Raw genomic sequence first — 13085 nt, 5'->3', positions numbered from 1 at the left:
ACATCGTCGTCGGTCGCGTCGATGAACTCCCACCCGCGGCCGGTCTCGATGCCGTTCGATTCGCCGTACGCGAGTACGGGAGGTTAACCAAGCAAGAATAAATGAGGCACAGGAGAGAAACGACCGCTGGTTTCCCGTCGATTCAACCAATCTCTTCGTAGGCTGGCAATCCGATGTGCTCGGCAACGTCTCGGCAGTCCGTCTCCCACTCCATGTCGTTGTGACAGACTACCAGAATCGAGCCGTCGTCTAACGTTTCGACATGCCAGGCAAGGGCCGATAGAATCGTTTCTTTGCCGTAGCTCTCGACCATCCTCGGCGGGAAGATGGTCAGCCACGGAAGATACGTAAGCTGGCCGTTGGCAACAGATTCAGCAGTGATCGGCGGCTTCAGTAGATCGAGTGGTGTATCGGGCGTAGTGCTATACGCGGCTATAGGACGGTTCTCGGTAGCCCTGTAGCAGAATGTGAGGATATCGAGCAGCTCCCGGAGAGGCTCATCAGGCCCAACGTCAAGAGGATGTTCGGCACCGCCTTTCAGATACTGGACATCACTAACGGAGAATTGAACCGTCGGTGAATCTGCCAGATTAAGACTATGATGAGACGATTCGTAGAAAAATTCAGTCTCTTCAAGAGGCCAGTGATCTGTAATCCCGTCGTATGTACCTATTCTAACATTCCCGAAACTACTTGGCTCAATCATAATCCGGCTTGACTCAATGCTATCCGATCCGCCCAACGTTTCTTCAAGATCGTCTAAAGTCTCTTCAGGTTCCCCGCTGGGATAGACAAATTCGACATGGACGTAGTTTGTCATTCTTTCACCACTCCAGTATATCCCAGTCTACGCCGCGGGTATTATTAATTAACTGAGCGACCTTGTTAGGGCCACCGGTGTTACCGTCAATGAACTCCTGGCGGTCTTTGGCGACCACGATCATAGTATCACTCGAATCCAGATCACCATCCAGTTGATGTGCTTTATATCGTATGATTTTGTCAATTATATCATCATACTCGACACCCCCTGACTTCGCTTCGACATATTCATCACCTTGTTTTAATATGTCTAGCTCTGTCTTCGAACTATTCTGTCCGACTGAGTCAGGATTAAGCGCATCCCGAATCACCGCTACCTTGTCTTCTCTGCTCCCGGCATCAGAAATCAATCTCCTTGATTTCTACAGGTCAGACTGGCTTCTGATATCCCACTTTCCCTCCTCATCCTTTACAAAGATTGCTTCGTCGGCAGGGTAGTGGACAGTTGCGGTCGCGCCTTCACTATAGCGGTCTTGGGGGAACGCCTTTCGGAGGAACGTCTCGACCTTTTTATCAGGCGAATATATCAGTGGATGAATTTTTCCACCGGTGAATTCGAGTTCCACCGTATTCTCGTCAAGCCGTCGCTGTTCGAAATTCTCCAAAACCCACTCGATTGCGTGGCGAATCAGCAGCGACTCGTAAGCAGGGACGGTTTGAGAAGGCGTATGCCATCCCTCCGTATTCTCGAAGACATCGAAAGCAATCTCGACCGGGTTGAGAGTGTCATACAGTGTTGAGAGAGCAGCGGCTAGCCGTGACTGGTCAAGTTTCGCTAGCGGTGTCGCCTCAGGGAGATAAAATCGGTCTTCGTCGCCGTCTAACCAATGGTCCGAGTGGCCCACTAGCGTAACGGACTCTGTAAGGCATGGCATCGTATAATCCCTGTATCCCGTAGTGATCTGAAGCGGGGAGGACACATCGCTCGAATCTGTCGCTGACCTTTCTACCCTCGACAATGGTTTGTTTCCGCCGAGGTGATGGATTCCGTCCGAAAGCGCGGTACGGATCCCGGACGATATTTCGATACCAGGCAACGGTGATTCAACCTGCTCGGCCATCTCATTGATTGCATTCGAGACTGACCGGAACGAAACCCGTTCAGTGTCTGTAAGTGTTCGCTCGTGAACCGCAGAGTCGTCTCGACCGGTTACCTGAACCGTGACCTCGGTGGGACGAACGACGTGTTTGAACGTAGTGAAAACATCTGAGATCGTATCGAGCATTGATTCGAGTCGCTCTGTAGCCCCCATTTCATCTATCGGCATCATGAATCGCTGCCGGAAGAGACGCTCGTCGTACTCGATATAGTCGTAGTCTTTAGTTCCCATTGTTAAGCTCCTTATATATGCTACTGACAACAAACTCACCACCATCAACGACGTTTCCGTCTTGATCTATAACCCTCACTCTCATCTCTGGATTCTCTAGTCCATCAATGTCTTTCGGTACATTCTCAATATCTGCTCCCTGACGCTTAGCTTCAATAATTCCTTTGAACGATTCTATAGGAGATTCCGTTTCTGGAGTGTTCGAGTTGAAATCGTCGGTTATTTCTCCCTGAGCAGTTATTTCAACAACTATATTTTGTCCATCTGAAATTCCATTGAACGAGCCGTCTGCCTCGATAATTTTGTCCTTAAGTTTCAGTCCCCGATCGAGATCTCCTTCTACCATTTTTATTTCTATATATTTATCTGGTCCACTGTCACGGTCGACCTGAAGGTCAGGTTCTCCATCTCCAGAGGTTTCTGGATCGACAATAACTCTATCATAGCTATTTGCATAGTGGGCCGTCCGCCTAGCCTCTAGCATCTGTCCTAGTATCTGGCCGTCGTCTTCACTATTGTATATCGTCTCTTGGACTACCCGATTCGGGTCCGTGATCTCTGTTCCATCTGCTTCCACGAGACTCTGAATCTCCCGCACGTTTCGGGCATACTCCCCAACGTCCTGATATTCGATTGCAGAACTCGAGTCGGCTGCACGCTCTGCGAGAACGCTACGCCACGTTCTCATATCCGCATCGTTGAGGTCGGCTGTGAGGAACGATTCGAGCGTATCTGGCTCTGACCCGGAGAAGGCATCGACGAGTTTTATCCCCGGATCGCCGGCGTTGACGACTAACTGTTGTGCATTGATTCTCGCGATTCCATTCTGAGAGCCGATCTCCTGAACGACGCGTTCGACCTGTTCATCAGAAGGATCGACATCGTCGCTGGCAACGCGGAGTATCGCCTGCTGGTAGCTATCTTCCGGATTGTGACCGGTGACGAGGGCCGAAATGGTCTCACTGTCGGCTTCTGCGAGGAACTCTACTTGGCCTTGCTTTGAGCGCTCGACCAGTTCCACCAGCCGGGCCTGACTGGCGTCACTCAGAGACACGTAGGCGGACACTAGCCCGGCTCGCTGTTCATCAGTGATATCCAGTTGCTGGAGCGTCTGGCATTCCTCCTGGCTCAGTTCCGACAGATCATCGCTCGATACTGAACCATCCAAACCGTCTGTGCAATCGAGTGAACTCTCCCCGTTTTTGTCGACGAACTCTTCGGCGTTATCCAAAGCTTGTTGATCGTCGACGGCGCTGTCAATTTGCTGGGTAACGACTCTCGATATCGCACCAGCGACAGTGACTACAATGGCAACTTTCTGTGGGCCTCCGCTCCCACCGATAAGTGCGATTAACGCTTTCCGCTCGACTCTCTCGGTTCGTGATATGGTGACTTCTCGCGTCTCTTCGGCGGCGAGTACCGTTCCGATCTCTTCTTTGGTGAGCTCGGTCGCGGCCTGGATGTACGCCCAGCCGTAGCCGCGAACGAAGCCCCCTGCGCGTTCCACGTGGCCTGGCGGGATTTCGACGCCAGCCTCCGGATAGGAGACGGCCGGCTCGCCGCTGTACAGCGGCGCGGGATACGTACCTGTCTCGATATCGGTCGTGAACTTGTGGTCGAGAATTAAATACCCGGTCGACCCGGCAACCGCCCCGATCGTCAGCCCTCCGACAACCGCTTTTCCGGCCGGAGTCGGGGTCCGGAGCGTTTGCTGTGTCCCTTTCCGCGCCACTTGACCAGGCAGTCCCGCAACGAGTACGTTCGCACTGACGATCGAGACGCCGGACCCGTCGTTCTGAATCTCCGCCGTATACGAGTACGCGTTCCCGTTGTCGTCGACAGCGGTGACGATCAATCGTTTGGCGCTCGAGGGCGCTGCGGGCGTTATCGTCGCCGACTGCCCCTCGATACCCGTCTCCAGATACGTGTCCGTTCGCGTCTCGCCGAAGTTGTTTTCACCGACGTACGTCGCGTTGATGCGTTCGAGCGCGTTGTTGTCGGTGGCGGAGACCTCGATCTCGTTACCGATCCACTTGTTATCGGTCGAGATGGTAATCTCCGGCGGGAGGTTCTCGGTGTACGGTTGCGGGTCGGCGAAGTCGGTGAACTGGTCGCCGTCGGGATTGGCAGCTAGCGGCGTCGTTCCGAATCTTCGCTCAGCGAGGTCAGAGAGCTGATCGCCGTCGGAATCCGTCTCGGTCGGGTCGCTGACCAGCGGAAATATATCGCGCTGGACGCTCGTGACACCGATATCGCGGTCGACCGTCGTCAGCGACTCGAACTCCTCGGAGTCGTGTAACTCGTCGCCGTCGGTGTCGGGATTCAGCGGGTCGGTCTCGAACTGGACGAACGACCCGTCGACCTGTGTGGGGATGCCCTGGAACTCCTGGCGGTCGGGGAAGCCGTCCTGGTCGGAGTCTCGTGTGTCGTCCAGTTTGACGGCGCGGGTGGCCAGCGTCCCCGCGATACCGTATCGCACGTCACCACTGGGGTCAGTGTGGGCGCGGAACTTTTCGGCACTGTCGGTGATCACGTCGCCGTCGGAGTCTTTCTTGCGTGGGTTCGAGTCGACGTGGACCGACCCGTTGGCCTCGTGGGTCGCGTAGCGGTAGGCCTGCCCGCTGCGGTTGATCGTCGGGACGGTCCAGCCGTCTGTCTCCGTGTCGTCGGTCAGCCCGTCACCGTCGGTGTCGACTTTCGTCGGGTTGCTGTGGATCTGCCAGTTGCCGCCCGAGAGGCGCTGGGAGAACGGTTCGCCGTCGGTGACGATCGTGAACGCGACCGAGCGCTGGACGATCGAGCCGACCTCCGCGCCGTCTGAGAGCCCGTCAGCGTCGGTCTGGGCGTCGTTGGGGTCCGTCGAGAACGGCACGACCGACACCGGGAGCGTCTCGTCAGTGAACCCGGAGCGTTCGGTCGCGTCGGTCAGTCCGTCGCCGTCGGAGTCCGTGCCGCCGGTGGTGTTGGTCGCGACTCGCGAGAACACCCGCGGTAACTGGCTGGCATTCTCCGCGAAGTAGGAGGTCCCACCGGTCGTGTTCGCGATCTCGCTCAACAGCTCCGCGTTCGCGTTGCTGAACCCGACCGTGTAGAGAGTGATGTTCCGCTCGGCCATCTCCCGGGAGAGTGCTCGGATCTTGTCGGCGTTGCCCGGGCCTTGACCGTCGGTTAGCAGAATGGTGACTTTCTGCCGGTCGGCGCTGCTGTTGGCGGCGAACTCCGCGAGTGCAGTGTCGAGCCCGTCGGTCAGGTTCGTACCACCGTACTGGTCGAGCCGGTCGATACTCTCGTTGACCGCCGCGCGGTCGGTCGTCAGCGGTTCCGTCAGCCGACCGTCGGAATCGAAGTCGACGACGGCCGCCCGGTCACCTTCGAGGAGCGCGCCGACGAACCGCTTGGCTGCCGTCGCCCGCAGGTCCTGTGGGTCGGTGCCCTCCATCGACCCGGAGGAGTCCAGCACGAACGCGGCATCGAGCGGGTCGGTCTCGCTCGCGTTCGTGTCCTCACCATCCCCGCTACGACGGTTCGGCTGCGGAACCGTCGTGAACCCGTCCTTCCATCGCTCGACGTCGAGGACGGCGTACTGCGAGAAGTGGCTCGTCTCCGCCGAGACGGTGTTCGCACTCGTGTCGACCGTCGAGTTGACGGGTACGAACCCCTGGACGGTGTCGTTCCAGCGGAAGACGCCGAGTCGCGATTCGTTGTGTCGCGGGAGATCCGATTCTTCGTAGGTGAACGTGATGTTCGCCCGCTCGAAGTCACGCTGGGACTGGATGCTGACGACCGGCGTCGCGGTGATGTTCGCGACCTGTGGCGTGTCGAACTGCCCCTGGTCGCCCTGCCGAACCGTCGTCGCACCTGCGACGTTGCCCTCGCCGGTCACGTCGATGGAGATGCCGAGTGACTCGTTGCCTGCGTCGGTCGTGTAGGTCTCGTTGCCGTCGAGGACGCCGTCGCCGTCGGTATCTGGGTTGAGCGGGTCCGTGTCGAACGGCCCAGTGCCTTCGACGCCGTCCAGCAGGCCGTCGTCGTCCGTGTCGGGGTCGGTGACGTTGGTCTCGCCGTTCACTTCCTCCGCGTCGGACAGCCTGTCACCGTCCGTGTCGGCGCGGAACGGCGAACTGCCGGCCTCGATTTCCTCCGCCGTTGTCAGGGTGTCGCCGTCCCGATCCTCGGCGCCGTCGAGCGTCCCGTCGTCGTCGGTGTCCGGATCGAGCGGGTCGGTCGGCAGGAATAACTGCTCGACGCCATCGCGCAGTCCGTCGTCGTCCGTGTCGGCGACCAGCGGGTCAGTCCCGAGGTCGAACTCCGCGAGCGTGCCGAGTCCGTCGCGATCGAAGTCCGCTCGGCCGTCGATGACGCCGTCGTCGCTCTCGTCTCGCTCGGTTTCGGTCGAGTCGCTGTCGGGGTCGAGCGGGTCGGTACCCAGCTTGGCCTCGGTCGACTCGTTGAGTCCGTCGCCGTCGAGCAACAGCGTCGCACGCGACCGCGTCGTCCGGGCGTTCTGCTTGCCGTTCTGCCCGGGCTTTATGTCTGTGTCACTGACGACGACGGTGACGTTCGCCACGCGCTCGGACAGCCGCACGGGCACGCCGACCGTCCGATTGTCCATCGGTCCGTTCCCGAGCCGGTCGACCGGCTGTGAACGGCGCTGTTCGCCGTCGACGTACACGGTCAGATTGCCGAGCGTCCACGGGCGCGGGTCCGAGAACTGGACGGTGACGACTCGCGTTGTCGTCTCCGAACCGTTACGGATCGGGTCCGCACGATTTACGATCGTCACGGCTGGGTCGATCTCACGGTCGAGGAAGTGCAGCGTCAGCTGTGCCTGCTGCCAGCTCGTCCGCAGCGTCCGGATCGCCTGGGCGTACTGGCTGATCGCTCGCCGACCTTCGGAGTCGTTCGCCCGACCCAACTGTCGCTGTGCCCGGTCGAACTGCCGCTGGGCGTTGTCGAAGTGCGCCTCTGCGCTGCGGCGCAGCCCCTGATTCGCTACTTTGCCCTCGGTCTGATTCAGCGCCCGTCGGGCGTCGAGTATCGTCTGGTAGGCTGTCCGATTGTCCGCGAGCGCGACGTAGCGGCTCGCCCGCAAGGCAGTGACGTTCGCCTCCGACCGGGCGAGTTTCGCGAGCGCTTGCACCCCGACTGCGTCGTCGGTGAACGACTGCATCGACGCCAGCCGCACGGGATCGCGGTAATCGTCGAGTGTCCCGTTGATCCGCTCGAACGCCCGATCCCGCGCCGAGATGGAACGGTTCTTTTCGACGCTCACGTCGTCGATCGCCGCCGCGGCCTCGGCTTTCAGCGCGGCCGGCGGTTTGGCGGGAACGTTACCCGCGCCAGCCAGCGTCGCCTCGTTGCCCGCCGTCCCGATCGCCGCAGATCCGGTCGTACCACCCACAACGGGGGGAATCGCTGCCATCACCAGCATGAGGGCACACCCCAGTGCCCCGATTCGGCCCAGTGGCCCCATTATACCCACACGCTCACCAGTCACATATATTTGTTTTTGTTTCTACAACATCGGATTACTCGTGAGTCTGTACTGTTGTCTAGGAATCTCGAACCAGAGAATCGTCGGAGAAGGCCGTACCATGCCGAGGGATCCGCTCGAAGCCACCCATTCAGCGGACAGCCCATCCCTGTGAGACTATGGAAGACTGGTGTCCGCTCCCGCACGTATTTTATTGCCCCCCGAGGGGTGCGGGGGGCACAACATTGCCTCGCGCTGACCTTCGATGGCTACGACAGAACACTTCGAGCGAACGTTCGACGAAGAGAGCGGCCGAACGATCCAGACGACCGAGTGTCCCGAGTGTGATGGACGGCTCATCACTGACGGTGGGGAAACCCGGTGTACCGACTGCGGACTCGTCGTCGAGGGCTGCCGTGTCGACCGACGCGGCCCACGCACCTTCGCCGATGACGACACCAACCGAGAACGCACCGGGGCGCCGATCACCGAAGCACGGCACGACCGCGGGCTGTCGACGGAGATCGGATACAAGTTCGATGGGAACGGCAACGCGCTCTCCGGACAGAAACGACGCCAGCTCACCCGCTTGCGTCGCGAGCATACCCGGGCGAAGTGGCGGTCGAAAGCCGAACGGAATCTCTCCCACGGATGTGGGGAGATCGCGCGGATGGTCGGCGCGCTCGACCTCGAACGTGCCCACCGCGAGCAGGCGAGTGCGCTGTTCCGGTCGGCCCAGGACGAAGGCCTCCTCCCCGGTCGGTCGATCGAGGCGTTCGCGACAGCCTCGGTTTACGCGGTCTGTCGATGTACGGGTGCAACTCGAACGCGCGGTGAGGTGGCGTCGGTCGCCCAGGTCGGCCGTGAGCGGGTGATCACCGCCTACGACGTGCTCAACGAGCAATTGAACCTGCCGACACCTCCACAGCGTCCGCGGGAGTATATTCCAGCGCTCGCGTCGGCGATGGACGTTCCATCGGAAACTGAGGGGGATGCACGTTCACTCGCCGAACGTGCGTGGGACGCTGGCGAGAGCATCGGTGTCCATCCTTCGGGGTTCGCCGCGGCCTGTCTCGAAGTCGCCTGTCGGGACGACGATGTGGAAATCATGCAGATAGCCCTCGCCGAAGCCGCGGACGTGACGCCGGTGACCGTGCGTGCCCATCGCGATCGGATCGAGGAAGCACGCAGTGGGTGGTGTTGATGGGACTCTCCGGTGTTCGTGCGTTCCTCTCGGAGTTCGGATCGGGGGGCGAGTGCATCCACGAGTGTCGCCATTGCGGGCACACGGTCGAATCGACGACTGAGTCGTGCCCGGTCTGTGGGCGGTCAGGCATTGCGACCTACGAGGTCGGATAGTCCACATCAGTTCGTACCCGCACTTCTGACACACGAACTGGTGTTTCGACCGTCGATTGGTCTCGTGCGTAAATCCGCACGAGGAACAGTCGACAGAGTCCTGACCAAAGTACGAAGCTGGCGTCCCTTCTCTCTAGCGTCGAGAACGGTGCTGTTCGACGACGAACTATCGGGTTGTACCACCATCGCCCGCGTCGAGAACGGGCTCGTCGAACTCGAGTGCTTCCGCGACAGCATCCGGAAGCTCCGGGCGGGGTGCCGATTCGTGGCGCTCGATTTTCTCGGTCTTACGCGTGTTTTCGTAGAGAGCGCGTGCGACCGGAAGCCCACGGAGATACTTGTAGTCGTGGAGGACCTCGACGCCCCGCTCCGTGAATCCGTAGAACTGGGCGGGGAGATCACGCTTCCCCTCGCTTGGTTCGTACGTGTAGCGTGCGAGAAGGCCAGCATCGATCAACGTCTCCAGCTGGTCTTTGATTGCTGCTTGGCTCTTACCGGTCATATACTCGAGTTCGGCGAGCGACATCAGATGGGCAGGGTGACCCAACAGCTCCTGGATGACGAGATGGCGCGTATCCTGGGACAGCAGCTTGAACAGCCGCTGTTGTTCCGCGAACGGCCCTGCATCGGCCGCGCCAGTGTCGGTTTCGCTCATACGTGCTGGTACGAGGAAGGGCGCTATAACAGTTAGGGCTAGCCAAGTTGGTCAAATCGGAAAATCCCAAAGTGGTTCAGAAGGAGTAAGGTGGTGTGGTTCGAACTGGCAGCTAATGACCGACCCAAGCCCTCCGCCGGAAGCTGGGGACATTATGACCGTTGTTCACGAGGCCGTCGGAGGCATCGAACTGGAGCCTGCAGAGAAACGAGAGATTTGGCGATTCACCAAGCGTGAATTGCCGTATCTCTGGAGTCAGCGGACGTCGTATTTCATCCTGGGGAGCTATCGCGACCCCTATATCCGCCGGCTTCGCGCCGTCCAGAACGAACTCGCGAAGCAACTTGGTGCCTATCCGTTCATCATGGGTGATCTCCTCGAACTCCCGACTGACCGTCTCAATACGTTCGATATCATGTTCTCGTTGCTCGCGACGTACAGCGACTACATCGTCGGTGTCTTCGAGAAGGAGAGCGGTGGTGAGGCCCCTGAACTAGGTGAAATTGACGACCAGCCGTATTTCGACAAGTCGTACGTGTTCCCCCGTGATTACGCGTGGGTGACTGACGACAATCTGAAATCGGACCAGCACGTCGTTCAGGCTGCCCTCGAGATTGCGTTCGCAGACGATTTATCAGAAGATGAGGCCCAGTCGAAGATAGAATCGCTCGTCAACCGTGCGCAAGATAGCGGTCTCGATATCGACGAACAGGCGGTTTGGAGTAGTATCGACGACCGAGCGGATGAGGGAGCGGAGCCAGCAACCTACAGTTGGGTTCATCTCAACAAATTCCGCAAATTCGAACTCCACGATCGGTGCTTCCCGTGGACGACAGAGGGCGAACTTCGAACGATGGTTGACGAGCTCCCAACGCCGACGCCACGACCAGAGTGGGAAGCGAGCGAGGACCAGTGAGTAGCGATAGTAGTCGTTAGTTTCAACATCGGAACCAGTGGGGTGGGAACCTTTCCTGAGTTCACCGATCAGGCTCGCCCGGTCGCTTGTATTTTGAGGTCTCCGAGATCTCGCTCGACGATTTTTTCTCCATATACTCCGCGAATTCCGCTTCACTCGGTCCGCAATCGACGAGTTCCGGACGCTCTACTCGTTCAAGATTGCTTTCGGCGAATCGGATACAGCAGTGCCCGTAGCGCCTGCGTTCAGGACCCGACCTATTCTTATGTAACAGCCCGCCTTCTAGGGCAGGCCATCGTTACATAAGACTAATCGCACGGAACCGGCGTAGCCCCGCGAGGTGAATCCGGTCCGCAATCACGTGCTCTCGCGGCGCTCCTTCGAGCTGCAGGCGTTGATACAGATTGTTAGCGCATACCTCCGTCTTTAGGCGGAGGTCGAGCGATAGGCCCCTCCCACAACCCACGCGTGTAAGCAGGAATGGATTTCCCTCATCCGAATCGTTTAAGTTTAAACATGGTGTAAATACTATCATGCAGGATAGGTTCGAGATCAACGGCCACGAAGTCGTCGAAGGCGAGGTCAAACCCACAGGAAACGGCGCACACGTTCTCGTCCCCAAAGACTGGCGTGGCGCAGATGTCAAAATCATCCGCACCAGCAACCCAGGCGCCGACGAATAGCCATACCATGCCTGAGGTACTCACGGAGACGCTGCAACTCAAACTGGTCAACCCGAACGCGCACAAACAGCGCAAGCTCCGTGAAACAGTTGACGAGTACCAACTCGCCCTCCACGACGCGTTCGACCAAGGCTGTGACACCCAGACCAAAACCAACGACGTCGTGGTTGACTACGACCTGTCTGGGTACGCGAAGAACGCCCTCAAACAGTACGTGCCAAACTTGCTCGACGAAGACACGTACGACGCGGACGAACTCAACGAGGGAACCCATCCCGTTCGCTTCACCAACGAGGGACCGAGCCTCGACCACAAGCCACAGAACGCTATCGAGTGGTACGTCAAAATCCCCCACCACGGGGACTACCACTTGTGGCTGCCCGCGCAGCCCCCAGCGAACAAGCGCGAGTGGATCGAAGCCGTGTACCACGGCGATGCCGAGATGGGCGAGTGCCAGTTACTCGAGCGAGAGGGCGAGTGGTACGTCCACATGAGCGTGAAAAGAATGTTCAAACAGCCCAGTTCGGCGTCTGCGAGTGAGCGGACGCCGGTTGGAGTGGATATCGGGGAGGCTGCCTTAGCCACGGTGTGTCACCGTAATGAGCGCGGCACCCCGACCACACCCAACATCTGGAGCGACGAATCTCGCGAAGTCCGACACCTCCGCAAAACGTACTTCACGGCCACCCATCGCCTCCAACAACGCGAGGCGGACCGCCTCGACGAGGAGTACGGCGGCGAACTCTGGTCGCGTATCGACCACCTCATCGACACTGTGTCGAGCGACGTGGTCGCGCACGCCCGGACAGTCGAGAATCCTGTGGTAGTGCTGGAAGATCTTCAGCACTTGCGCGAGAACATGGACTACGGACGGTTCATGAATCGCCGATTACACGGGTGGGCGTTCGCCAAGCTCCACGCCCAGATCACGTACAAAGCCACGGAATGCGGAATTCCAGTGGAAACCGTCGAGCCAGCGTACACGTCGAAAATGTGCCATGTGTGCGGCGAGGAAGGCTATCGTCCGCGACAGGGGATGTTCAAGTGTACGGACGATTCGTGTTGGGTGTCCGAGTATCAGGCGGATATCAACGCCGCGCTCAACATTGCGGATAGATACGACCCCGCTGGAGAGAGCCAGCCCCAAACCCACTCGGATTCGAGTGAGAAGGCGGTTGGCGATGACTCTAGTGGGGATGGGGCCTGTTTGACCGGGCCACAAGACACGCTCGCGGATACCGAGTCTAGCACCCAGAGCGATACTGGCACTGCGGGGGCGAGGTAGATGACGCGAGCGCGTATGCGTCTTGAAACCGCGAAGGCCTACCAAGCGGGGCCGAAATCCCATGGTGGGATTCCACGCCCTTCAGGGCGTGGAGGAGGTCAATGGCAACGCCATAGTAAGTTGATCAGGATGAGCAGAGCGCCCCGAAGGTTGGTTCAGATGGGAATGTCCACTCATCCTTCGAACCGCTCACCGAGGGTCCCTTCGCTGAACGGCCGATGTCGCGATAGGTCTACGTGGCTTCCGTACTGAACCTCAATAACCGAATTTCACATTGCACACGGGGTGTGTCCGCGACCCATTCCCCACTCGAAATCAGCTGCCAGAATTGTGAATTTGCTTGGGAGACACACCACCGTCGCGAATGTATCGGCATCAATGGGAAAGCAACAGCTTCAGTCGAAGATGAAACTACATGGGCTAATGGGCAACACAGCACGAGGCCAGGCACCCCCACACCACCATCGCGTTTGTAACGGACGGAAATGTGTCCGCTCGTTGTTCTCGGTGTGTCGTTTCTCTCCGGCGATTTCCACGAAGGTGAGAGGCCGTCTGTCCCCG

At 59.0% G+C, this 13085-nt stretch carries 8 protein-coding genes; 4 read left to right on the top strand and 4 right to left on the bottom strand.

Annotated elements, in window-relative coordinates; translation table 11 throughout:
- Positions 1–142: 142 nt before the first annotated feature.
- The 3 genes from I7X12_RS12570 to I7X12_RS12560 form a co-directional block, all read right to left on the bottom strand.
- Positions 143–820, bottom strand: a complete 678-nt coding sequence (locus I7X12_RS12570) for a hypothetical protein (RefSeq protein WP_198060423.1) — start codon at positions 818–820, stop codon at positions 143–145.
- A gap of 364 nt (positions 821–1184) precedes the next feature.
- Positions 1185–2153 carry a hypothetical protein gene (locus tag I7X12_RS12565; RefSeq protein WP_198060422.1) on the bottom strand — a complete coding sequence of 323 codons (969 nt, stop codon included), beginning with the start codon at positions 2151–2153 and terminating at the stop codon, positions 1185–1187.
- Positions 2143–7626 (bottom strand): VWA domain-containing protein, encoded by a 5484-nt coding sequence (locus I7X12_RS12560; protein WP_198060421.1) that lies wholly within the window; start codon positions 7624–7626, stop codon positions 2143–2145. The genes I7X12_RS12565 and I7X12_RS12560 overlap by 11 nt, the downstream gene beginning before the upstream one ends.
- 265 nt (positions 7627–7891) lie before the next feature.
- Between I7X12_RS12560 and I7X12_RS20885 the strand changes: the two genes are divergently transcribed.
- Entirely contained in the window at positions 7892–8830 is a 939-nt protein-coding gene (locus I7X12_RS20885; protein WP_198060420.1) for a transcription initiation factor IIB, read from the top strand.
- A gap of 321 nt (positions 8831–9151) precedes the next feature.
- Here the strand turns inward: I7X12_RS20885 and I7X12_RS12550 are convergent, their stop codons facing one another.
- On the bottom strand, positions 9152–9640 hold the full coding sequence (locus I7X12_RS12550; protein ID WP_198060419.1) for an ArsR family transcriptional regulator: 489 nt from the start codon (positions 9638–9640) through the stop codon (positions 9152–9154).
- 115 nt (positions 9641–9755) lie between these two features.
- On the opposite strand from I7X12_RS12550, the gene I7X12_RS12545 reads away from it, so the two are divergent.
- The 3 genes from I7X12_RS12545 to I7X12_RS12535 all read left to right on the top strand — a co-directional run bounded on the left by I7X12_RS12545 (position 9756) and on the right by I7X12_RS12535 (position 12524).
- A complete protein-coding gene (locus tag I7X12_RS12545; RefSeq protein ID WP_198060418.1) occupies positions 9756–10556 on the top strand; it encodes a hypothetical protein in 801 nt (266 codons plus the stop codon).
- A gap of 533 nt (positions 10557–11089) precedes the next feature.
- Entirely contained in the window at positions 11090–11239 is a 150-nt protein-coding gene (locus tag I7X12_RS12540; RefSeq protein ID WP_198060417.1) for a DUF2080 family transposase-associated protein, read from the top strand.
- A gap of 7 nt (positions 11240–11246) precedes the next feature.
- Positions 11247–12524, top strand: a complete 1278-nt coding sequence (locus I7X12_RS12535; protein ID WP_198060416.1) for an RNA-guided endonuclease TnpB family protein — start codon at positions 11247–11249, stop codon at positions 12522–12524.
- Positions 12525–13085: the final 561 nt, after the last annotated feature.

The sequence above is a fragment of the Halosimplex litoreum genome (assembly GCF_016065055.1).
In the GTDB taxonomy this organism is placed as follows: Archaea; Halobacteriota; Halobacteria; order Halobacteriales; family Haloarculaceae; genus Halosimplex; species Halosimplex litoreum.
The sequence above is the reverse complement of the archived record's forward strand: the minus strand, read 5'-3'. Positions and strand labels throughout refer to the sequence as shown.